This is a genomic window from Enterobacter cloacae complex sp. ECL411 (genome assembly GCF_021869665.1).
Classification (GTDB): Bacteria; Pseudomonadota; Gammaproteobacteria; order Enterobacterales; family Enterobacteriaceae; genus Enterobacter; species Enterobacter intestinihominis.
Genome location: NZ_CP091486.1, coordinates 3,707,380 through 3,730,166 on the forward strand (window position 1 = coordinate 3,707,380; position 22,787 = coordinate 3,730,166).

16 protein-coding genes are annotated in these 22,787 nt (G+C 55.8%); 5 read left to right on the forward strand and 11 right to left on the reverse strand.

The window, feature by feature from the left end; translation table 11 throughout:
- Window positions 1-139 precede the first annotated feature (139 nt).
- On the forward strand, window positions 140-505 hold the full coding sequence (gene queD / locus L3069_RS17775) for a 6-carboxytetrahydropterin synthase QueD (RefSeq protein WP_006811776.1): 366 nt from the start codon (window positions 140-142) through the stop codon (window positions 503-505).
- Here the strand turns inward: queD and L3069_RS17780 are convergent.
- A complete protein-coding gene (locus L3069_RS17780; RefSeq protein WP_038416606.1) occupies window positions 490-2,844 on the reverse strand; it encodes a helix-turn-helix domain-containing protein in 2,355 nt (784 codons plus the stop codon). The genes queD and L3069_RS17780 overlap by 16 nt on opposite strands.
- Before the next feature lie 171 nt (window positions 2,845-3,015).
- Here L3069_RS17780 and L3069_RS17785 point away from each other — a divergent pair, with 171 nt between their 5' ends.
- Both L3069_RS17785 and L3069_RS17790 read left to right on the forward strand, forming a co-directional pair.
- Complete coding sequence (locus L3069_RS17785) at window positions 3,016-4,185, forward strand: M20 aminoacylase family protein (RefSeq protein WP_038416608.1); 1,170 nt, start codon at window positions 3,016-3,018, stop codon at window positions 4,183-4,185.
- 27 nt (window positions 4,186-4,212) lie between these two features.
- On the forward strand, window positions 4,213-5,610 hold the full coding sequence (locus tag L3069_RS17790) for an MFS transporter (protein WP_032626005.1): 1,398 nt from the start codon (window positions 4,213-4,215) through the stop codon (window positions 5,608-5,610).
- A gap of 17 nt (window positions 5,611-5,627) precedes the next feature.
- Here L3069_RS17790 and queE read toward each other — a convergent pair whose 3' ends face one another.
- Genes queE through L3069_RS17805 form a run of 3 tightly spaced genes read right to left on the reverse strand, consistent with a single transcriptional unit; the run spans window position 5,628 to window position 8,620 of the window.
- Window positions 5,628-6,299 (reverse strand): 7-carboxy-7-deazaguanine synthase QueE, encoded by a 672-nt coding sequence (gene queE / locus L3069_RS17795; RefSeq protein WP_006811780.1) that lies wholly within the window; start codon window positions 6,297-6,299, stop codon window positions 5,628-5,630.
- A gap of 54 nt (window positions 6,300-6,353) precedes the next feature.
- Entirely contained in the window at window positions 6,354-7,061 is a 708-nt protein-coding gene (locus L3069_RS17800; RefSeq protein WP_038416609.1) for an N-acetylmannosamine-6-phosphate 2-epimerase, read from the reverse strand.
- Window positions 7,061-8,620, reverse strand: a complete 1,560-nt coding sequence (locus L3069_RS17805; protein ID WP_100167692.1) for a maltose/glucose-specific PTS transporter subunit IIC — start codon at window positions 8,618-8,620, stop codon at window positions 7,061-7,063. Before L3069_RS17805 ends, L3069_RS17800 begins: the two co-directional genes overlap by 1 nt.
- A 166-nt stretch (window positions 8,621-8,786) precedes the next feature.
- Here L3069_RS17805 and L3069_RS17810 point away from each other — a divergent pair, with 166 nt between their 5' ends.
- Window positions 8,787-9,611 carry a MurR/RpiR family transcriptional regulator gene (locus L3069_RS17810; protein ID WP_015571725.1) on the forward strand — a complete coding sequence of 275 codons (825 nt, stop codon included), beginning with the start codon at window positions 8,787-8,789 and terminating at the stop codon, window positions 9,609-9,611.
- 52 nt (window positions 9,612-9,663) lie between these two features.
- Here the strand turns inward: L3069_RS17810 and eno are convergent, their stop codons facing one another.
- From eno to rlmD, 5 genes are all read right to left on the reverse strand, one after another.
- Complete coding sequence (gene eno, locus L3069_RS17815) at window positions 9,664-10,962, reverse strand: phosphopyruvate hydratase (protein WP_022649201.1); 1,299 nt, start codon at window positions 10,960-10,962, stop codon at window positions 9,664-9,666.
- Window positions 10,963-11,044: 82 nt separating this feature from the next.
- A complete protein-coding gene (pyrG, locus tag L3069_RS17820; protein ID WP_022649202.1) occupies window positions 11,045-12,682 on the reverse strand; it encodes a glutamine hydrolyzing CTP synthase in 1,638 nt (545 codons plus the stop codon).
- A 223-nt stretch (window positions 12,683-12,905) separates the two neighbouring features.
- Window positions 12,906-13,697, reverse strand: coding sequence for a nucleoside triphosphate pyrophosphohydrolase (mazG, locus tag L3069_RS17825; RefSeq protein ID WP_022649203.1), 792 nt, complete (start codon window positions 13,695-13,697; stop codon window positions 12,906-12,908).
- A 66-nt stretch (window positions 13,698-13,763) separates the two neighbouring features.
- On the reverse strand, window positions 13,764-15,995 hold the full coding sequence (gene relA / locus L3069_RS17830; RefSeq protein WP_022649204.1) for a GTP diphosphokinase: 2,232 nt from the start codon (window positions 15,993-15,995) through the stop codon (window positions 13,764-13,766).
- Window positions 15,996-16,046: 51 nt separating this feature from the next.
- A complete protein-coding gene (gene rlmD, locus L3069_RS17835) occupies window positions 16,047-17,345 on the reverse strand; it encodes a 23S rRNA (uracil(1939)-C(5))-methyltransferase RlmD (RefSeq protein WP_038416611.1) in 1,299 nt (432 codons plus the stop codon).
- Window positions 17,346-17,402: 57 nt separating this feature from the next.
- On the opposite strand from rlmD, the gene barA reads away from it, so the two are divergent.
- The gene (barA, locus tag L3069_RS17840; protein ID WP_038416612.1) at window positions 17,403-20,162 is read left to right on the forward strand and encodes a two-component sensor histidine kinase BarA; all 2,760 of its coding nucleotides are present in this window, start codon (window positions 17,403-17,405) and stop codon (window positions 20,160-20,162) included.
- 49 nt (window positions 20,163-20,211) lie between these two features.
- On the opposite strand, the gene L3069_RS17845 is transcribed toward barA, so the two are convergent.
- Window positions 20,212-21,357 (reverse strand): glycerate kinase, encoded by a 1,146-nt coding sequence (locus tag L3069_RS17845; RefSeq protein WP_038416613.1) that lies wholly within the window; start codon window positions 21,355-21,357, stop codon window positions 20,212-20,214.
- Between the two features lie 77 nt (window positions 21,358-21,434).
- The gene (gudD, locus tag L3069_RS17850) at window positions 21,435-22,772 is read right to left on the reverse strand and encodes a glucarate dehydratase (RefSeq protein ID WP_023298497.1); all 1,338 of its coding nucleotides are present in this window, start codon (window positions 22,770-22,772) and stop codon (window positions 21,435-21,437) included.
- Window positions 22,773-22,787 lie beyond the last annotated feature (15 nt).

The following is a 22,787-nucleotide window of genomic DNA, read 5'->3' on the forward strand; positions in this document are numbered from 1 at the left end:
ATAACCATATGAAATAAAACAACAAAAATCGATAAACACTATGAATACGAGGCGGTGACCGTTCAGAGCCGTTTTAGTTAATGATAAAAATTGTGCTTTCCGGTACTATGCGGCGGTTTTTTCCGCATTCCTGAGAGCTATGATGTCCACCACACTGTTTAAAGATTTCACCTTCGAAGCCGCACACCACCTTCCACACGTTCCTGCCGGGCACAAATGTGGCCGCCTGCATGGACACTCGTTTATGGTGCGTCTTGAAATCACCGGTGAAGTCGATCCCCATACGGGCTGGATCATGGACTTTGCCGAACTGAAGGCCGCGTTTAAGCCGACCTACGATCGTCTCGATCACTACTATCTGAATGATATTCCGGGCCTTGAAAACCCGACCAGCGAAGTGCTGGCGAAATGGATTTGGGATCAGATGAAACCGCTTGTGCCGCTGCTAAGCGCGGTGATGATCAAAGAGACCTGCACGGCAGGCTGCGTCTACCGCGGGGAGTGAATCTCCTCCGTTTCGGCCTCAAGAGGCACGAGCGGTGTAAACTCGTAGAGCACCAGCGCATTACTCTCAAGTGATTCTGTCAGTTGCCAGCCGTCATCAATGCGTTCATCGTACAGGGAAAGCGTTGGACGCGCTTTGTGCGCTATCCAGCGCCACATCTCTTCGTCAGGGCCGCTTTCGCTGCCTACCCCTTCAAGCAACGGATAGAGCGCGCCGTTATGCTGATCGAAAAGATGGCGTTTAATTCGCCAAATACCGCGCATGCCCTTCAGATGTAAATGATACTGCTGGCGAAAACGCTGGATGAATGCTTCTTCACTGGAAAGGAGCGGATTAAAAACCACCACATTACGCAGCAGCAACTGGTAACCATTGTGATGGCGCGTGAGCAGAACACGCCCGTCGTTTACCAGCACCTCGCCCCGCAGGCGTTGCCAGAGCCAGAGTACCCAATAAACCGGCCGTGGGAGACCATGGTTGTACTGTAGCGCAAGGCTTGACGTATCGATGGTATTGTTCGCACGAGCTTCACCCTGAAGGCCCGAATTGAGCCAGAATCCCCCTAGCCAGACCTGCTCCGATAGCCCGAGCAGGCTCTGCATCAGCAGCGCCCCACGAAAAAACCAGCCGTTTGTCGCCCGCGTGTTCCCGGTGAGGGTATTCCAGGAGAGAAGCCAGACGGGAAGCGAACATTTGCGCAGACGAAGGGCGGCGATAATCTGGCGGATCTTCTGTACCGGATAATTTTCTGTAGAAGAGAGTTGGGCTGGCTCCCGCTGCGCAGGATCGAGAAGTTCATTGGCATCGGCTGAACAGGCAAGAAAATCGGCCTGCATCAGGATGGCTGAGCTGAACAGGGTATTGTCGCTCACGCCCGCGCTGTCGGGTGAAAATCGATGCCATAAACCAAACTTTGCCTGTGGCAGATAGTTGCGTATGACGTTTTGCTGCGCCAGCCAGACCTGCTCCCGGGTCTCCTCACTCGCCTGTGTTGACCAGTGCATGACAAAGTGCCAGCCCGCGGTGATCTCGGGCGAAAAATGATTGACCGACCGTTGTAAAAAACGGGCAAGTAGATCGCGACGGGTCGTTACGCCGGTGTGCAGCAGCACCGTCCATTGCTTTTTTGCCAGCCAGGTGAAGAGCTGATGCAGATTGTACCAGCAGGCGTAGCCCGCCATCTGGGGGTCATCCCACCCGGTGGCAAACAGACGGCTGCTGAGAAAAGGTTCGGCGATATCAATTCCCTCTATGGGAATGGCCTCATTTATCGCTTCAAGATTCTGACGAACGTCCTCACGCAGTAAATCGTCGAGCTCACGCAGGGTAATGACTACCCGCATACGGCGCAGCGAGGTGGAGAGAGGATTAAGCTGCTCAAGATCCAGTGTCTGCTCCTGCTGCGGGCGATCGATAAGCGGGGAGGCTCCCCAGCCGCGCGCCACCGGTTCATTGAGCAGGCTAAACAGTTTATCCATGGCCACCGGATAGCGCTGCTCACACCTGTCCGTACGAACACGTGTGGCCTCCGGGTGCTGGCGTCGGGACTTACGAAACTCACCCGGGGACATATTGTGAACACGCCGAAACCGATCGGTCATCATACGCGTGCTGGCGAAACCCTGCTCAAGCGCAATCTGATGCAGCGGTCGGTTCGTCAGACGGAGCGCGTCAGCCGCCTTTTCCAGCCGTAGGGTGGTGATGTACTGCATGAAACTGATCCCCACCTCCTTTCTAAAGAGACGAGAGAGCCAGGCTTCAGAGACATATTCACTCGCGGCGATTTCCGCAAGCGTAATACGGCGAGAATAACTGGCATTGATCCGCTCTATCACCCGGGCAATGCGTTTGCTGTGCGCTGGGGAAAGTTCACGGGACAAAAACCGGGCGGGCTGCTGAAAGCGGCTGGTCAGCAACAGCAATATCTCGCTCAGCCAGCGGTACGCCTCCAGCCGGTAGCGGTGTGGATCGTTGATGAGGGTGACCACAAGAAGCTGGCGCAGTAGATCGCGAAGCGCATCGCATTGGGGCCAGACGCCTCCGGCTTCTGCCGGTATAGCGTAATCATGGACAAAAAAATCATTGCAGAGCTGGACCACCCAGCGCCCGGAAAGGGACACGCGCAGGGTGATATTTGCCGTTTCGCTCGTGAACTGCCAGCGTCGATGACGGTTGATGATGGCAAGGGTATTGGCCTCCAGGATGTCACGTCCCACATCGGTATTCAGCTCAGCCCGCCCTTCCAGCACCCAGAGCAACGTTAGCGTATCGCCTTCATCCTCCACGCAGTGGCGAATGTCCTGGATCTCCACCCAAAATTCATCTCCCCGCTGATTCATCTTTCCCCTCATCAAAGACAAATAATGACCGGCTCTTTTTTGTCATAACGGAATTGTATGAAAAACAATCAAAACAAAACCGTCGCTTTACAACAAAAAAATGCATTTTCTGGCAGTGCGATCGTCATAGACTCGAAATTATCACCGTTTGGCATAAAAAGGATAACAAAAATGACACATCCAATTATCGAAGCTCTGCGCGGCAAAGAAGCCCAGTTCACTGAATTACGTCGCTATTTTCATCAGCATCCTGAAATTGGTTTTGAGGAGCACAATACGAGCGATCGCGTTGCGGCGTTGCTTGAGGAATGGGGATATGAGGTTCATCGCGGCCTGGCGAAAACCGGTGTGGTCGGCACGCTGAAGGTGGGTAACGGGCCTAAACGCCTGGGTCTGCGCGCCGACATGGATGCGCTGCCTACGCAGGAAAACAGCGGCAAGGCCTGGAGCAGTACCGTTGAGGGTAAATTCCACGGCTGCGGTCATGACGGCCACACCACAACGCTCCTGTATGCAGCGGAGTACCTGGCACGCACCCGCAATTTTAACGGCACGCTGCACCTTATTTTTCAGCCTGCGGAAGAACTTCTGTATGGCGGACGCGTTATGGTAGAGGACGGTTTGTTTGACCTGTTCCCCTGCGACCACATTTTTGGTCTGCACAATATGCCGTCACAGCCCGTCGGAAAAATTGGTCTGCGCGATGGCGCCATGATGGCCTCTTCGGACACCCTTCATATTGAGGTTAACGGCGTGGGGGGTCACGGTGCGGTGCCAGAACATACCGTAGATGCCACCCTCGTTGCCTGTCATATCACTATCGCTTTGCAGTCCATTGTTTCGCGCAATATCACCCCTTTTCAGCCTGCCGTCGTTACCGTAGGCAGTATTCAGGCCGGACATGCCCCCAACATCATCAACGACAAAGTATTGATGAAACTTACCGTGCGCACGCTGGATGAAAGCGTGCGGCAAACCGTGCTACAGCGCATCCATGATATCGCCGTTGCGCAGGCGGAAAGTTTCAATGCCACGGCTACCATTCGACACATTAATGGCAGCCCGGTACTGAAAAACAATCCGCAAGCCAATGAGATGGTGCGCAGCGTCGCCACCGATCTGTTCGGTCAGGATTCCGTCGCGGAGGTGAATGCGTTTATGGGCAGCGAGGACTTTGCGTTCATGCTCGAGAAAAATCCCAATGGCTGTTATTTCACCCTTGGCGCTGGCGATGAGCCTGACCGCTGCATGGTGCATAACCCGGGCTACGACTTTAACGACACTATTCTCCTCACCGGCGCGGCGCTGTGGGCCGCACTGACCGAACACTATCTGCGCTGATTCGCACCTTCCCGGGAGGGCTGCATTATGAGTACCGTTTCCCTGACAGACGCATCCGCCTACGCCGGTAACGATCGGCTGCTGGCGGGTATCGTCATGAGCGTTCTGACCTTCTGGCTGTTTGCCCAGTCGGTTATCAACGTGGTTCCGGCCATGCAGAATAGCCTCGACATTGCCCTCGAAACCCTTACGCTGGCCGTCAGCCTGAGCGCGTTGTTTAGCGGCTGTTTTGTCGTAGCCTGCGGTGGGTTTGCCGATAAGTTTGGGCGCATGCGCCTGACCATGACAGGCCTGATTTTGAGCATGATCGGAAGCGGTCTGCTGTTCATTTCATGGGAGCCCGTCCTGTTTCTGTTGGGAAGAGCGATACAGGGGCTATCCGCGGCCTGCATCATGCCCGCCACGCTGGCGCTGATTAAGACCTGGTATGAAGGTAAAGCACGCCAGCGCGCAATCAGCTTCTGGGTTATTGGTTCATGGGGCGGGAGTGGCCTGAGCTCGTTTGTGGGAGGTGCCATCGCCACCACGCTGGGCTGGCGCTGGATTTTTATTTTGTCGATAGTGGTGGCTCTGGTCGCGCTATTGCTTATCCGCGCCACGCCGGAAAGCCGCAGCCCTGATGCGTGTCGACACAAGCTGGATATCAGCGGCCTGGTGAGTTTTGTCCTTATGCTGGTGCTGTTCAATCTGTTTATCAGCAAAGGACACAGCTGGGGCTGGAGTAGCAGTTTATCGCTTCTTGTACTGTGTGGAGCCGTGATTGCACTGATGTGCTTTGTCGTTACCGGGCGGCGGAAGGGCGATGCGGCGTTGATCGATTTCGCCCTGTTTAAAAACCGTGCCTATAGCGCCTCGGTATTCTCAAATTTCCTGCTCAACGGCTGCATTGGCACCATGATGATCGCCAGCATCTGGTTGCAGCAAGGCCATCATCTGTCACCGCTACAGACCGGCATGATGACGCTGGGGTATCTGGTTACCGTACTGGCGATGATCCGGGTGGGTGAAAAACTGCTTCAGCGCTATGGCGCCAGGCTGCCGATGATGACCGGCCCGCTGCTGACTGCAACAGGTATTACGCTGATTTCATGCACCTTCTTAAGCAAAGAGGTCTACATTGTCACCGTCTTTCTGAGCAATATTTTATTCGGGCTGGGGCTCGGATGTTACGCCACGCCCTCAACGGACACGGCGGTAATGAATGCCCCTGAAAACAAAGTGGGGGTGGCTTCAGGGATCTATAAGATGGGCAGTTCCCTGGGCGGCGCAATGGGGATCGCGGTCACCGCATCGCTGTACGCCCTATGGCTGCCGATGGGAACGGCCAGTGCCGCGCAGTATGCCTTGCTTTTCAACAGTGCGATTTGTCTTGGGTCAGCCGTAGTGACCTGGGCTTTACTGCCAACAACAAAAGCCCCGCGTTAAGCGGGGCCACACAAGTATCAGGCAATGTTCAGATATTTGTGCGTCTGCATCGACAGGCGCCAGTTGCGGGCGATACAGGTTTCAATGCACAGACGGGTTGCATCGTCTTTCTGGCTGATAGGCTGTAGCGCGATCACGCGCTGCTTCTCATCCGTCAACGTCGCCAGCAGTTCGTCCAGCGCTTCGATGTCACGCACGCGCCCCACCGGATGTTTGATCTCATCCGCACGCTCAAGCGCCTGCGACAGTACGTCATAACCGCCGCGCATATTCACTTTCGGTGAAACCGTTACCCACGTTGAATGGGAGCAGCGCACTTCATGGGTACCGCTGGTTTCGATCTGACAGCTATAGCCGTTCTTCTCGAGCAGTTCGGTGAGGGGCATCAAATCGTGAATGCAGGGTTCCCCGCCGGTGATCACCACATGCCGCGCCGTCCAGCCCTGACGACCAATAATGGCAAGCAGATCTTCCGCGCTGCCCGCGCCCCATTTATCGCTCTCTTTGGTTTTCGCCAGAATGCTGAACAGCGACACTTCCCGATCTGCGAGCTTATCCCACGTATGTTTGGTATCACACCAGGCGCAGCCAACCGGGCATCCCTGTAAACGAATAAAGATAGCGGGAACGCCGGTAAAGTAACCCTCGCCTTGCAGGGTCTGGAACATCTCGTTAATCGGGTACTGCATAGTCAACTCTGTTAAGGGAATAAACGATAAGTATCGCAGATCCCCGTCAGATGATCATGCTCCATCGGTGCTTTGCGCGCCAATTGCCGCCATAAACCGTTCCGTAATTTGCTGCGGTCGGGTGATCACCCCGCCGACGACAACCGTATGCGCCCCCAACTCCAGACACCTGGCCGCGCGATCGGGGGTATCCACGTTACCTTCGGCAATCACGGGGATCGTGACGGCAGACAGCACCTCTTTCAAAAACGCGCAGTCATTTTCCGGTAGCGAATGGCCCGCGGTCTCTGCCGTATAACCGTAAAGGGTGGTTCCGACACAATCAAACCCCAGCGCCTGCGCGGTCACGGCCTCCTGCACGGTGGCAATATCCGCCATCAGCAGCAGCGAAGGGTAACGGGTGCGGATCTGCGCGATCAGCATGTCCAGCGATACGCCACCGGGCCGTTTCCGGGCGGTCGCATCCAGCGCAACGATGTCCGGGGCGACCGCCATCAGCTCATCCACTTCTTTGAGCGTCGCGGTGATAAACACCTCGCTATCCGGATAGTCCCGTTTGATGATGCCGATGACCGGCAGTGAGACCAGCCCTTTGATAGCCTTGATATCCACCACGCTATTGGCGCGGATCGCAGCGGCACCGCCCTGGGCTGCCGCCAGCGCCATTCGCGACATAATAAACGGGCTGTGCAGCGGTTCATTTTCCAGCGCCTGGCAGGAGACGACCAGTTTTCCTTTCAGGTTATCCAGTACAGTTTTCATTACGATAAGATCTCTTCCACTTCGTTTTTGATAATGGTGACGTGCGGGCCATAGATGACCTGGACACCGTTGCCGCGGACGATAACGCCGCGCGCGCCGGTCGCTTTCAGTGCTGCTTCATTGACTTTGCTACCGTCTTTCACCGTGACGCGAAGACGCGTGGCGCAGCAGTCAACGTCATCCAGATTGTCTCTTCCACCCAATCCGGCGATCACCGCCGCGGCACGCTCGCTTTGCGGCAGGGTAGCCTCGTCAGCCAACGCCTCCTTTTCACGGCCCGGCGTGGCAAAATCAAAACGTTTAATCAGATAGCGGAAAGTACAGTAGTAAAGGAAGAACCACGGTACGCCTACCAGCGGGACGAACATCCAGTTAGTTTTCGCTTCACCCTGCAAAATGCCGAACAGCACGAAATCAATAAACCCGCCGGAGAAAGTTTGCCCGATGGTGATATGCAGCATGTGCGCGAGCATAAACGCCAGCCCGTCAAACAGCGCATGAATGGCGTACAGCACCGGCGCAATAAACAGGAATGAGAACTCGATGGGCTCGGTAATGCCCGTCAGGAAAGAGGTTAACGCCGCTGACAGCAGCAGCCCGGCTACGCGCTTCTTGTTCTCGGGTTTAGCCGTGTGGTACATCGCCAGGCAGGCGCCGAGCAGGCCAAACATCATCGTGATAAAGCGCCCGGACATGAAGCGCGACGTGCCCTCATAGAAGTGCTGGGTGTTCGGGTCCGCGAGCTGAGCGAAGAAGATCCGCTGCGTGCCCTCAACCAGGTGACCGTTAACAATTTCACTGCCGCCAAGCGCGGTGGTCCAGAACGGCAGATAAAAGATGTGGTGCAGGCCAAACGGGCCAAGCATGCGCAGGATGAAGCCGTACAGCAATGTCCCCAGATAGCCGGTGGCATCCACCAGACCGCCAAGGCCAAAGATCAGCTTCTGAAAATGCGGCCAGACCACGGTCATCAGCGCGCCGACGAGTATCGCCACCAGTGAGCTGATAATGGGTACGAAGCGTGAGCCGCCAAAAAAGCCCAGAAATTGCGGAAGCGCGATTTTATTAAACCGATGATGCAGTGCGCAGGTCACAAGCCCAATAACGACCCCACCAAACACGCCCGTTTCAAGCGTCTGAATACCCAGCGTCATGCCCTGCCCTACGGCGCCCGGGTTCACATGCGCCAGTTTTCCGGTCAGGATCAGCAGCGCATTGATAGTGGCATTCATCACCAGATAAGCGAGTAATGCCGCCAGCCCTGCCGTACCTTTATCATTTTTTGCCAGCCCAACGGCGACCCCAACAGCAAACAGTACCGACAGGTTTGCGAACACAATCGAGCCTGCACTGCTCATGATGGTAAATATGGCCTGTAGCCAGCCAACGTCTAAAAATGGATACGCGGTAAGCGTATTCGGATTCGATAGCGCCCCGCCGATCCCCAACAACAGACCTGCTGCGGGCAGTATGGCGATAGGTAACATAAAGGATTTGCCAAAGCGCTGCGCTTTTTCAAACCATCCGCCGGAAGACGCTCCGCTGAACATTTGCATCATTTTATTATCCCCCTGGTTGTTGATGAAAATTTTTACCATATATAATTTTAATTGTGAAAATTACCACCAAAAACCAGGACGCCGATCATACTTTTTCGAAATGACTGGCATCTCTCCCCCGCTTTCCGCCACACTAGTTGGCAGAGAAACGCATTAAGGATCTAGCATGTCGGACCATGAAAACCTGCTGCTGAAGCTACGCCAGGAGGCTTCCGGGTACAGCCCAACGCAACAAAAACTGGGGGAGTTTGTTCTCAACGATCCTGCCAGGGTGCTCTACCTGACGATCACCGAGCTGGCGCGTGAAAGCGGCACCAGCGAGGCCAGCGTCACACGCCTTTGCCGCACGCTGGGCTGTAAGGGATATAACGAATTTAAAATGGCGCTTGCGCTGGATATTCAGCAGGGTTTGCCAGAGCGTCAGGCAGGAGATGCGATAGATAACGTGGTGGATGAGTCTGTCCAGGCGCTGCAAGATACCGCAAAACTCCTCGACCGGGCCCAGCTTGAACAGGCGACACTGGCCCTGCATCAGGCGCAATCAGTGCAAATTTACGGGGTGGCAGCCAGCGCGATTCTGGGGGAGTATTTGCATTACAAGCTGCTGCGACTCGGCAAACCTGCACAGCTGTTTAGCGATATGCATCGCGCCGCCATGAATGCGACGACGCTCTCGAAAGAGACGCTGGTGGTGGCCATCTCAAGTTCTGGCTCTACACGGGATCTGCTTCACGTGGTGAAACTCGCCCGCAAGCGTGGCGTTAAGGTACTGGCGCTCAGCAATACGCCCCGCAGCCCGCTGGCCTCCCTGAGCGATTTACAGCTGGTTGCAGCCAAGCCCGAGGGACCGCTGAGCGCAGGTGCGCTCAATGCCAAGGTTGGCGTGATGCTGCTGGTTGAACTGCTTACCACTTCCCTTATCGCAGTAGACAGCCATTACGGTGACGTAAGCCAGCAAACGGCCAGCGCCACGCTGCCGCTTCTGCTATAGAAAACAAAAAACCCGCCGAAGCGGGTTTTTTCATAAGAACGAAAGTTCAGGCTTATGCCTGGCCTTTGATCTCTTTACGACCGTTGTAAGGTGCTTTTTCGCCCAGCGCTTCTTCGATACGAATCAGCTGGTTGTATTTAGCAACACGGTCAGAACGGCTCATAGAACCGGTTTTGATCTGGCCAGCAGCGGTACCCACAGCCAGGTCAGCGATGGTAGCGTCTTCAGTTTCGCCAGAACGGTGAGAGATAACAGCGGTGTAGCCAGCGTCTTTCGCCATTTTGATCGCAGCCAGCGTTTCGGTCAGAGAACCGATCTGGTTGAATTTGATCAGGATGGAGTTAACGATGCCTTTCTCGATGCCTTCTTTCAGGATCTTGGTGTTGGTTACGAACAGATCGTCACCAACCAGCTGGATTTTGTCGCCCAGTACTTTGGTCTGGTATGCGAAACCATCCCAGTCAGACTCGTCCAGACCGTCTTCGATAGAAACGATTGGGTACTGTTTGGTCAGGTCTTCCAGGAAGTGGGTGAACTCTTCGGAGGTGAACGCTTTGTTGCCTTCGCCAGCCAGAACGTATTTACCGTCTTTGTAGAATTCAGATGCTGCACAGTCCATCGCCAGAGTGATGTCTTTGCCCAGCTCGTAGCCTGCTGCTTTAACCGCTTCAGCGATAACAGCCAGCGCTTCTGCGTTAGAACCCAGGTTTGGCGCGTAGCCACCTTCGTCACCAACAGCAGTGTTCATACCTTTAGCTTTCAGAACTTTAGCCAGGTTGTGGAACACTTCAGAACCCATACGCACCGCTTCTTTCAGGGATTTCGCGCCAACAGGCTGAATCATGAATTCCTGAATATCAACGTTGTTGTCTGCGTGCTCACCACCGTTGATGATGTTCATCATTGGTACAGGCATGGAGTATTTGCCTGGGGTGCCGTTCAGTTCAGCGATGTGCTCGAACAGTGGCATACCTTTAGCAGCAGCTGCTGCTTTGGCGTTCGCCAGGGAAACTGCCAGGATTGCGTTCGCACCGAAGTTAGATTTGTTTTCAGTACCGTCCAGATCGATCATGATCTTGTCGATGCCAGCCTGATCTTTGGCATCTTTGCCAACGATAGCCTGAGCAATAGGACCGTTAACAGCGCCAACCGCTTTCAGTACGCCTTTGCCCATGAAACGGGATTTGTCGCCATCACGCAGTTCCAGCGCTTCGCGGGAACCTGTAGATGCGCCTGATGGAGCAGCAGCCATACCGACGAAACCACCTTCCAGATGAACTTCGGCTTCAACGGTCGGGTTACCACGGGAGTCGATGATTTCACGACCGATGACTTTAACGATTTTGGACATTAGATTTTCCTCAGTACAAGTTAAACTAAAACTCCAGACAAACAACGCGTACCAGGGGTACGCGTTGCCGTTCTAACTTTTTTTACTTCGCCTGACGCTTCTGGTACTCGCTGGCGGCTTTCACGAAGCCTGCAAACAGCGGATGCCCGTCACGCGGCGTTGAAGTAAATTCCGGGTGGAATTGGCAGGCCACGAACCACGGATGGTTTGGCACTTCGATGATCTCGACTAACTGATCATCCCCGGAACGGCCTGCAACACGCAGACCTGCAGCTTCAATTTGTTTCAACAACATGTTGTTGACTTCATAGCGGTGACGATGGCGCTCGGTAATCACCGGCTCGCCGTACAGCTTGCGAACCACGCTATCGTCTGACAGCTGGCAGGCCTGTGCGCCAAGACGCATGGTGCCACCCAGATCGCTTTTCTCGGTACGGACTTCGACGTTACCGTCTTCGTCGCGCCATTCCGTAATCAGCGCCACGACAGGGTACTTACAGTCTGGCACAAATTCCGTAGAGTTCGCGTTTTCCATTCCCGCTACGTTGCGCGCAAATTCAATCAGCGCAACCTGCATACCCAGGCAGATGCCGAGGTATGGAATATTGTTTTCACGCGCATAGCGTGCAGTGGCGATCTTGCCTTCAACACCACGGTAGCCGAAGCCGCCAGGGATGAGAATCGCATCCAGATCTTTGAGAATTTCAACGCCGCGCGTTTCAACATCCTGCGAATCAATCAGCTTGATGTTGACGGAGACGCGATTCTTCAGACCACCGTGCTTCAGCGCCTCGATAACTGACTTATAGGCATCCGGCAGTTCAATATACTTGCCGACCATACCGATAGTCACTTCGCCGCCCGGATTGGCTTCTTCGTAAATCACCTGCTCCCATTCAGACAGGTTAGCTTCCGGACAGTTCAAGCTGAATCGTTTACAAATATAATCGTCCAGACCCTGTGATTTCAACAGGCCCGGGATTTTATAAATGGAATCGACGTCTTTCATTGAAATAACGGCTTTTTCAGGCACGTTACAGAACAATGCAATTTTCGCGCGTTCGTTCGCCGGAATCGCACGATCGGAACGGCAAACCAGGATATCAGGCTGAATACCGATGGAGAGCAACTCTTTAACGGAGTGCTGAGTCGGTTTGGTTTTCACTTCACCTGCTGCCGCCATGTAAGGCACCAGCGTCAGGTGCATGAACAGCGCGTTCTCACGACCAATATCTACCGCCAGCTGACGAATCGCTTCGAGGAACGGCAGGGATTCGATATCCCCTACGGTACCGCCGATTTCAACCAGCACAACGTCATGCCCTTCGCCACCGGCAAGGACACGCTCTTTAATGGCGTTAGTGATGTGTGGGATGACCTGCACGGTCGCGCCCAGGTAGTCACCACGGCGCTCTTTACGCAGAACGTCAGAGTAGATACGGCCAGTCGTAAAGTTGTTACGACGGGTCATTTTGGTACGGATGAAACGCTCGTAGTGGCCAAGATCCAGATCGGTTTCAGCGCCGTCTTCAGTAACGAACACTTCCCCGTGTTGGGTTGGGCTCATGGTGCCTGGATCGACGTTGATGTACGGATCCAGTTTCATCATGGTCACATTGAGGCCACGGGCTTCAAGAATGGCTGCGAGGGAGGCTGCGGCAATGCCTTTACCCAGAGAGGATACGACCCCGCCGGTCACAAAAATATAGTTCGTTGTCATGCTGAACCTGAGAAGTTAGGGTGAAACGATGGAATAACCAGGACGGGAAAGTAGTATACCCGAACACGACGAGCGCCACAAACTTTCATTCTCCGTCTCCTTCCCAGGCCATGACAAACATAAGGAGTGAGAAAATAGCCCCTTTTGGGTAAATGTTTTTGACACAAATCAAGCGCTTGTCATTTAAAAAATCACACAAATTGCGCTTGATCGCAAAATTTCGTTAGAGATCATGTTCCTGGCGTTTTACTTCCTGCCAGACTTCTTCCATCGCCTCGAGGTCAATGCCGCTCATTTCCAGGCCGCGCGAGGCCACAATGCGCTCAACTTCGCGGAAGCGACGTTCGAATTTAATGTTCGCTTTTTGCAGGGCGGTTTCCGCTTTTACACCGAGGTGGCGAGAAAGGTTGACGGTCGCGAACAGCAGATCGCCCATCTCCTCTTCCAGCTTTGCTTCATCCACAACGGCCTGCTGCGCTTCATGCATCACTTCGTCGATCTCTTCGTGCACTTTTTCCAGCACCGGGCCGAGAGAGGTCCAGTCAAACCCTACCGCCGAGCAGCGCTTTTGAATTTTGTGCGCGCGCATCAGCGCAGGAAGGTTCAGGGGAATGTCGTCCAGCGCCGAGTGCTGGGATTTTTCAGCGCGTTCGGCGCTTTTGATCTGCTCCCAGCGCGCCAGCACTTCCGCACTGTTGCCTGCGGAGGCATCGCCAAAGATATGCGGATGACGGCGCTCCAGCTTGTCGCTGATAGCGGCGCAGATGTCGTCAAAGTTAAAGCGCCCCTCTTCCTGCGCCATCTGTGCGTAGAACACCACCTGGAACAGCAGGTCGCCCAGCTCACCGCGCAGGTCGTCGAAATCTTCGCGCGAAATCGCGTCCAGCACTTCGTAGGTCTCTTCCAGCGTGTAAGGCGCAATGGTGGCGAAAGTCTGCTCTTTATCCCACGGGCAGCCGTTTTCCGGGTCGCGCAGGCGTTTCATGATGCCAAGCAGGCGGTCGATTTGAGTCATAGTTCTGTCCTGATGTCAAAATGCCGGGTGGCAGCGTTGCCTTACCCGGCCTACAGAAGAGGATGTTCAGCCGCCGTGCAGACGACGCGCGTCAATCACATCCGGCACCTGGTTCAGTTTACCGAGCACCCGGCCCAGCACCTGCAGGTTATAGATTTCGATGGTCATATCGATGGTGGCAAGCTGCTCGCGGGTATCGCTGCGGCTGGCAACGCCCAGCACGTTGACCTTCTCGTTGGCGAGAATGGTGGTGATGTCGCGCAGCAGGCCACTGCGGTCGTTGGCAGTGACGCGCACCACCAGCGAGTAGCCAGCGGAGTAGCTTTCACCCCAGACGGCTTCCACGATACGTTCCGGCGCATGCGATTGCAGCTCAGCAAGCTGATCACAGTCGGAGCGGTGAATTGAGATCCCGCGCCCCTGGGTGATAAAGCCGACAATATCGTCACCCGGTATCGGCTGGCAGCAGCGGGCAATATGGTGCATGAGGTTACCCACCCCTTCAACCACCACGCGGCCATTGTCCTTGCTGCGCTGCTGCGGAGCGTAGGTTTTCTGCTGGAGCTGTTTCAGCGCTGCCGCATCCTGCTCTGCCGCGCTTGGCTTGTTGAACTGCGCTTGCAGGAAGTTCACCATCTGGTTCAGGCGGATATCGCCGCCGCCAATCGCCGCTAACAGTTCGTCGAGCTCGTTGAAGTTGTAGCGCGGCAGCAGGAACTTCTCCGCCTCTTTCAGGTTTATCCCGATATGCTCCAGCTCGTCGTCAAGGATCTGACGACCGGCAAGGATATTCTTGTCACGATCCTGCTTGCGGAACCAGGCGTGAATTTTAGAGCGCCCGCGGCTGGTGGTCACGTAACCGAGGTTTGGATTCAGCCAGTCGCGGCTTGGGTTTGGCTGCTTCTGGGTGATGATTTCAATCTGGTCGCCCATCTGTAGCTGGTAGGTAAACGGTACGATACGTCCGCCGATCTTCGCCCCGATGCAACGGTGCCCCACGTCGCTGTGAATGTGGTAGGCGAAATCGAGCGGCGTAGAGCCTGCCGGCAGATCAACCACATCCCCTTTCGGGGTAAAGACGTAGACGCGATCGTCGAAGACCTGACTGCGCACTTCGTCGAGCATTTCGCCGGAGTCGGCCATCTCTTCCTGCCACGCAATCAGCTTACGCAGCCAGGCGATACGGTCCTCGTGTCCGGAGCGCGCGCCGCCGGAAGTGCCTTCTTTGTACTTCCAGTGCGCGGCGACGCCCAGTTCGGCGTCTTCGTGCATCTGTTTAGTACGGATCTGAATTTCCACAGTTTTGCCGCCGGGGCCGAGCACCACAGTGTGGATGGACTGATAGCCATTCGGTTTGGGGTTCGCGACGTAGTCATCGAACTCATCCGGCAGATGGCGGAAGTGAGTATGTACTATCCCCAGCGCGGCGTAGCAGTCCTGGAGACGCTCCGCCACGATACGCACGGCGCGCACGTCAAACAGCTCGTCAAAAGCGAGATGTTTCTTCTGCATTTTGCGCCAGATGCTGTAGATGTGCTTCGGACGCCCGTAGACCTCGGCGCGCACATTCTCCTCTTTCATCGACTGGCGCAGCCCGCTGACAAATTCCTCGATATAGTGCTCGCGGTCGATGCGGCGTTCGTGCAGCAATTTTGCAATGCGTTTGTATTCCGCCGGATGCAGATAGCGGAAGCAGTAATCTTCCAGCTCCCACTTCAGTTGCCCGATACCCAGACGGTTCGCCAGCGGCGCATAGATATTCGTACACTCTTTGGCGGCCAGGACGCGCTCGTCTTCCGGCGCATCCTTCACTTCGCGCAGATGGGCAACCCGTTCGGCCAGCTTGATCACCACGCAGCGAAAATCATCCACCATCGCCAGCAGCATGCGGCGGACGTTATCCACCTGCTCGGAAGAGACAGAATCCGTTTGTGCGGCTTTCAGTTGACGGATGGCGGCCATATCACGCACGCCGTGGATGAGCGCCACGACGGACTGGCCGACGCTTTCACGCAGCACGTCTTCCGTCACCACGTTAGCATCTGCCAGTGGGAACAGCAGTGCGGCCTGTAGCGTTTCGATATCCATGTTAAGCATGGAGAGAATTTCAACCATCTCCACGCCGCGCCACAACAGCAGTTCAGCGTCCGGATGCCCCTGCGTTGTGCGTAAACAATAGGCCCAGGTTTCGGTTAAGCGTTCACACGACTGCTGGCTGGAAATCCCCAGACTTGCGATCCATTTTTGAGGGTCAAACTCACCAGCTTTATTTAAATGTGCACTTCTTACCGCAACCATCGTCCTCTCCTTTAGGGACAAGGGCCTGTCGAAGTCGACAAGCCAAACTCATTAGATGTGCTCGAACAACACCATTGATTCCAGATGTCCAGTGTGCGGGAACATGTCCAGCATTGCCAGACGCCGAATCTGGTAACCCCCGCTCAATAATGCTTCGCTGTCACGGGCCAGCGTCGCCGGGTTACAGGAAACATAGACCACGCGTTCAGGCGCGAGTTTAATTATATGCTGCATCACGCCCGGCGCACCTGCGCGCGCCGGATCGAGCAGGATCTTATCAAAGCCCTGCTTAGCCCACGGTTGCTGAGTAACATCATCCTCAAGATTTTGATGAAAGAATGTCACATTTTGCAAGCCGTTCTGTTGGGCGTTCTCCAGGCCTTTCGCCACCAGCGCCTCAACGCCTTCCACCCCGACCACGCTTGCTGCTTTGCGGGCCAGCGGCAGGGTAAAGTTACCCATACCGCAGAACAGATCGAGCACCCGATCGGTGGGCTGGACGTCAAGCCACGCCAGCGCGTTCGCCACCATCTGCTGGTTCACGCCGTCATTGACCTGGATAAAATCCCGCGGGCTGAACGTTAAGCGTAGCCCGTCTGACGCATACCAGGGCGCGTCTCCGCTAACCTGCTCAAGTATCTCGCTTTGCGGCGCGAGGAAAAGCGCAAGCTCATGAGAATGCGAAAAGCGTTCCAGTTTTTCGCGATCTGCCCTGGACAGCGGTGCGGTGTGGCGCAGCACCATCAGCGGGCCGCCGTTGGCCAGCACCAGTTCGACATGGCCCAGCGAACGCACACCATCCAGCGATGCAAGACAGTGGTGCACGGCCGGGAGCAGTGCCTCAAGTTGGGGCACCAAAACAGGGCATTGCATGATGGAGACGATATCGCTGGAGCTGGCTTTGCGAAAACCCATCTCCAGCCTTTCAGTTTTTGGCTGGTAGCTTAGACTCAGGCGAGCGCGGCGACGGTAGCCCCACGGCTGGTCAGCGACAATGTCACTGACGTCATGTTTTAGCAGGCGGGCCAGCGCGTTGCTTTTACTTTTTTGCTGTAATTCTGTGCTGGCATGCTGTTGCTGACAGCCTCCGCAAACGCCAAAATGGGGGCAGCGAGGCGTCACGCGCTCCGGGCTATCATTAAGACGGCGCTTGACATGGCCGCGCGCATACTGGCGTTTGTCTTCCGTCAGCGTAATATCTGCGCGTTCTCCTGGCAGCAAACCTGTGATAAACAGTGTCTTACCCTTGTGACGCGCTACCCCCTGTCCAAAAGGATCGAGGTCAGAGGCTTCAACAGTTATGATCTGACGCGTCGTCACGCGTCGTTTTGCAGAGTAGAATTGCGCCATCGCCGAGATTGTTCTCAAATAAACATAATTAGCCTGATTGTCCCATAACGGAACTCCATGACCAACTACAGCCTGCGCGCGCGCATGATGATTTTGATCCTCGCTCCTACCGTTCTCATCGGTTTGCTGCTGAGCATTTTCTTTGTGGTGCATCGCTATAACGATTTGCAGAGACAGCTTGAAGATGCCGGGGCCAGCATTATCGAACCGCTGGCCGTTTCCAGCGAGTACGGAATGAACCTGCAAAACCGTGAATCCATTGGTCAGTTAATCAGCGTGCTGCACCGCCGTCATTCAGAGATTGTGCGCGCCATTTCCGTTTACGATGAGCATAACCGTCTTTTCGTCACCTCGAATTTCCATCTGGATCCCACGTCGCTGAAAATCCCGGAAGGTACCCCTTTCCCGCGTCATCTCACGGTCCTGCGGCGCGGCGATATCATGATCCTGCGCACGCCGATTATCTCAGAAAGCTATTCACCCGACGAATCCGCCCAGTCCGATGCGAAGTCCAGCAATAATATGCTGGGATATGCGGCGCTGGAGCTGGATCTCAAGTCGGTGCGGCTCCAGCAGTACAAAGAAATATTCATCTCCGGCGTGATGATGCTGTTCTGTATCGGCATCGCGTTGATCTTCGGCTGGCGGCTGATGCGCGACGTCACGGGGCCTATCCGTAACATGGTGAATACCGTTGACCGGATCCGCCGGGGTCAGTTGGACAGCCGCGTGGAAGGCTTCATGCTCGGCGAGCTGGATATGCTGAAAAACGGCATCAACTCAATGGCGATGTCGCTGGCGGCTTATCACGAAGAGATGCAGCACAACGTTGACCAGGCCACCTCTGACCTGCGCGAAACGCTGGAGCAGATGGAGATCCAGAACGTGGAGCTGGATCTGGCGAAAAAACGCGCTCAGGAGGCGGCCCGTATTAAGTCTGAGTTCCTGGCAAACATGTCACATGAGCTGCGCACGCCGCTGAACGGGGTGATTGGCTTCACCCGTCTGACGCTCAAAAGCGAGCTCAACCCGACCCAGCGTGACCACCTGCATACCATTGAACGCTCAGCCAACAACCTGCTGACCATTATTAACGACGTACTGGACTTCTCGAAGCTGGAAGCGGGCAAGCTGATTCTGGAGAGTATCCCCTTCCCGCTGCGCAGCACACTGGATGACGTGGTCACGCTTCTCGCCCACTCCTCGCATGATAAGGGGCTGGAACTGACGCTCAATATCAAAAATGACGTACCGGATAACGTCATTGGCGACCCGCTGCGCCTGCAACAGGTCATCACCAATCTGGTGGGCAACGCGATTAAGTTCACCGAGAGCGGCAACATCGACATTCTGGTCGAAAAAAGGGCGCTCAGTAATAATAAGGTCCAGATTGAAGTTCAGATCCGGGATACCGGCATCGGCATTCCGGAGCGCGATCAGTCGCGTCTGTTCCAGGCGTTCCGCCAGGCCGATGCGAGCATTTCCCGTCGGCACGGCGGAACGGGCCTGGGTCTGGTGATCACCCAAAAGCTGGTGAAAGAGATGGGAGGCGATATCTCCTTCCACAGCCAGCCTAACCGGGGCTCGACCTTCTGGTTCCATATCAATCTTGATCTTAATCCGAACGTGCAAACCGACGGTCCGGTCACCGACTGCCTGAAAGGGATGCGTCTGGCCTATGTGGAACCGAACGCCGCCGCGGCGCAGTGTACGCTGGATGTATTAAGCAGCACGCCGCTGGAGGTGGTCTACAGCCCGACCTTCTCCGCGCTGGCGAACGATCATTACGATATTCTTTTGCTGGGGATTCCGGTGACATTTACCGGAGAACTGACCATGCAGCAGGAACGGCTGGCAAAGGCTGCCTCAATGACGGACTACCTGCTGCTGGCTCTGCCGTGCCACGCCCAAATCAACGCCGAAGAGCTTAAAAACGACGGGGCGGCGGCATGTCTGCTGAAACCCCTCACCGCCACACGGCTGTTACCTGCGTTGACTGAATATTGCCGTCTGACGCATCAGTCCCTGCCGCTGGAAAACGACGAACATAAGCTGCCGATGACAGTGATGGCCGTGGATGATAACCCGGCAAACCTTAAGCTGATTGGCGTGCTGCTTGAGGATCAGGTTCAGCACGTTGAACTGTGTACCAGCGGCGCCGAAGCCGTAGAACAAGCCAAACAGATGCAGTTTGACCTGATCCTAATGGATATTCAGATGCCGGGCATGGATGGCATCCGCGCCTGCGAATTAATTCGTCAGCTTCCGCACCAGCAGCAGACGCCGGTGATTGCCGTGACGGCGCACGCGATGGCGGGACAAAAAGAGAAACTGCTGGGTGCGGGCATGAACGATTATCTGGCGAAACCGATTGATGAAGAGAAGCTGCACAGCCTGCTGCTGCGCTACAAACCGGGGCACATTGGCGGGACGTACACCATTTCAGCTGAATCGCCGGAAATCAGCGTTAACCAGAATGCCACGTTTGACTGGCAACTGGCGCTGCGCCAGGCAGCAGGCAAAGCCGATCTGGCCCGCGATATGCTGCAAATGCTGGTGGACTTCCTGCCTGAGATCCGTAACAAGGTTGAAGAACAGCTGGTGGGCGAAAACCCTGAAGGGCTGCTGGAGGCCATCCATAAACTGCACGGTAGCTGCGGCTACAGCGGCGTGCCGCGGTTGAAAAATCTCTGCCAGTTGCTTGAACAGCAGCTCCGCGCGGGTACGCCAGAATCCGATCTTGAGCCGGAGTTTCTGGAGCTGCTGGACGAGATGGACAACGTGACGCGGGAAGCGATGAAGGTGTTGGGAAGCTAAGAAAAAGCCCGGTGGCGCTTCGCTTACCGGGCCTACAGGAGCACGAACGTTAACGCGACATCCCCTGCCCCACCTTTATGGCCGCCGCAATATTCCTTGCGGCCATCTGTACATTCTGTTGCGCATTTTCCAGCGCATCCTCCAGCGAGCAGATGGTGTAAATCACGCTGAATACCGCATCCAGTCCGTGCTCGTGCACCACGCCAACATCCGCCGTCAGGCTGCCGGCAATGCCGATAACCGGTTTGTTATAGCGTTTCGCGACTCTCGCCACGCCAACGGGCACTTTGCCGTGGATCGTCTGGCTGTCGATACGCCCTTCGCCCGTGATCACCAGATCGGCGTCCGCGACCTGTTCATCGAGATGCAGGGCATCGGTGACAATCTCAATCCCCCGACGAAGCTGTGCCCCGCAAAATGCATACAGCGCCGCCCCCATTCCGCCAGCTGCTCCGCCCCCCGCCAGGTTTAAGACGTCAATGTCCAGATCCCTGGCGATAATGTTTGCGTAATGCGCAAGCGCGTTGTCCAGCGTCCTGACCATCTCCGGCGTCGCCCCTTTCTGCGGACCGAATACCGCAGAAGCGCCAGTCTCGCCAATCAGGGGGTTGGTCACATCGCAGGCCACTTCAATTCGACAGTCTGCCAGCCGCTCATCCAGCCCACTAAGATCGATATGCGCAAGGCTTGCCAGTTCGCCGCCGCCCGGCCCAACGGGCTGTGCTTTCGCATCCAGCAGTTTTACGCCCAGCGCCTGCACCATGCCTGCGCCACCGTCATTGGTCGCGCTGCCTCCAATGCCAATAATGATATGCTTAACGCCCGCATCCAGCGCATGACGGATCAGTTCCCCGGTCCCCCACGAGGTGGTGATTAACGGGTTACGCTTTGCAGGAGCAACAAGCTCCAGACCGCTCGCGGCCGCCATCTCGATAAACGCGCTTTTCCCGTCTCCGGATAACCCGAAAAACCCTTCCACGTGTTCTCCCAAAGGCCCGGTAACGGGAACATGGACAAGACGCCCATGGGTGGCTGCCACCATCGCTTCCACCGTCCCTTCGCCACCATCGGCAACCGGTAATTTGACGTACTCCGCTGAGGGGAAAATTTCGCGAAAACCGATCTCTATCGCTGTCGCCACCTCCAGCGCGCTCAAGCTTTCCTTATACGAGTCCGGAGCGATAACAATTTTCATAAGCCATCCTTACGCATGTTAGTTACGTTAAGCATACACCACGTAAGGGACCGCCCATGGGAGCGGTCCCAGTTGGCTTATCGTACCATGCACGGACGTTTATTGTCGAATGACCACTCTGGGATCAGGTACTGCATCGCCAGCGCATCATCACGTGCGCCCAGCCCGTGTTTCTGGTAAAGCTCGTGCGCTTTCATGACCTGATCCATATCCAGTTCAACGCCCAGCCCCGGCGTAGCTGGAACCTGCACCATCCCCCCCTTGATCTCAAACGGCTGTTTGGTCAGGCGCTGATTGCCCTCCTGCCAGATCCAGTGGGTGTCGATAGCGGTAATGTTGCCCGGCGCAGCAGCCGCTACGTGGGTGAACATCGCCAGCGAGATGTCGAAGTGGTTGTTGGAGTGCGAGCCCCAGGTCAGGCCGAACTCATGGCACATCTGCGCCACGCGAACCGAGCCCTGCATCGTCCAGAAGTGCGGGTCTGCCAGCGGAATATCCACCGATTGCAGCGAGAGCGTGTGCCCCATCTGGCGCCAGTCGGTCGCGATCATGTTGGTGGCGGTTGGCAGCCCGGTGGCGCGACGGAACTCCGCCATCACTTCACGTCCAGAGAACCCCTGCTCTGCGCCGCACGGATCTTCCGCGTAGGCCAGCACGCCTTTGAGCTGCTTACCAATTTTGATCGCCTCATCAAGGGACCAGGCACCGTTCGGATCCAGCGTGACGCGCGCCTGCGGGAAGCGCTTCGCCAGCGCGGCAATCGCCTCAGCTTCTTCTTCACCCGCCAGTACGCCGCCTTTCAGCTTGAAGTCATTAAAGCCATATTTTTCATACGCGGCTTCAGCCAGGCGCACCACCGCATCCGGGGTCATCGCTTCATCGTGACGCACACGATACCAGTCGCATTTTTCGTCCGGCTGGCTCTGGTACGGCAGCGGGGTGAGTTTGCGGTTGCCGATAAAGAACAGGTAGCCGAGCATTTCCACTTCGCTGCGCTGTTGGCCGTCCCCCAGCAGGGAGGCGACATTGACGCCCAGATGCTGGCCTAACAGATCCAGCATCGCGGCTTCAATGCCCGTGACCACGTGGATAGTGGTACGCAGATCAAACGTTTGCAGACCACGGCCACCCGCATCACGATCGGCAAAGGTCGTACGCACGCTGGTCAGCACATTTTTGTACTCGCCCAGCGTTTTACCTACCACCAGCGGAATGGCGTCCTCCAGCGTTTTACGGATCTTCTCCCCGCCCGGGATTTCACCGACACCGGTATGCCCTGAGTTGTCCTTGATCACCACAATATTACGGGTGAAGAACGGCGCATGGGCGCCGCTCAGGTTCATCAGCATGCTGTCATGTCCCGCGACAGGAATGATCTGCATGGAGGTGACTACAGGGGTAGAAAATGTGCTCATCGTTCGATCCTTTTA

Coding starts and splice junctions, on each gene's coding strand:
- queD (WP_006811776.1), top strand. CDS start 140: ATGATGTCCACCACACTGTTTAAAGATTTCACCTTCGAAGCCGCACAC.
- L3069_RS17780 (WP_038416606.1), bottom strand. CDS start 2,844: ATGAATCAGCGGGGAGATGAATTTTGGGTGGAGATCCAGGACATTCGC.
- L3069_RS17785 (WP_038416608.1), top strand. CDS start 3,016: ATGACACATCCAATTATCGAAGCTCTGCGCGGCAAAGAAGCCCAGTTC.
- L3069_RS17790 (WP_032626005.1), top strand. CDS start 4,213: ATGAGTACCGTTTCCCTGACAGACGCATCCGCCTACGCCGGTAACGAT.
- queE (WP_006811780.1), bottom strand. CDS start 6,299: ATGCAGTACCCGATTAACGAGATGTTCCAGACCCTGCAAGGCGAGGGT.
- L3069_RS17800 (WP_038416609.1), bottom strand. CDS start 7,061: ATGAAAACTGTACTGGATAACCTGAAAGGAAAACTGGTCGTCTCCTGC.
- L3069_RS17805 (WP_100167692.1), bottom strand. CDS start 8,620: ATGATGCAAATGTTCAGCGGAGCGTCTTCCGGCGGATGGTTTGAAAAA.
- L3069_RS17810 (WP_015571725.1), top strand. CDS start 8,787: ATGTCGGACCATGAAAACCTGCTGCTGAAGCTACGCCAGGAGGCTTCC.
- eno (WP_022649201.1), bottom strand. CDS start 10,962: ATGTCCAAAATCGTTAAAGTCATCGGTCGTGAAATCATCGACTCCCGT.
- pyrG (WP_022649202.1), bottom strand. CDS start 12,682: ATGACAACGAACTATATTTTTGTGACCGGCGGGGTCGTATCCTCTCTG.
- mazG (WP_022649203.1), bottom strand. CDS start 13,697: ATGACTCAAATCGACCGCCTGCTTGGCATCATGAAACGCCTGCGCGAC.
- relA (WP_022649204.1), bottom strand. CDS start 15,995: ATGGTTGCGGTAAGAAGTGCACATTTAAATAAAGCTGGTGAGTTTGAC.
- rlmD (WP_038416611.1), bottom strand. CDS start 17,345: ATGGCGCAATTCTACTCTGCAAAACGACGCGTGACGACGCGTCAGATC.
- barA (WP_038416612.1), top strand. CDS start 17,403: ATGACCAACTACAGCCTGCGCGCGCGCATGATGATTTTGATCCTCGCT.
- L3069_RS17845 (WP_038416613.1), bottom strand. CDS start 21,357: ATGAAAATTGTTATCGCTCCGGACTCGTATAAGGAAAGCTTGAGCGCG.
- gudD (WP_023298497.1), bottom strand. CDS start 22,772: ATGAGCACATTTTCTACCCCTGTAGTCACCTCCATGCAGATCATTCCT.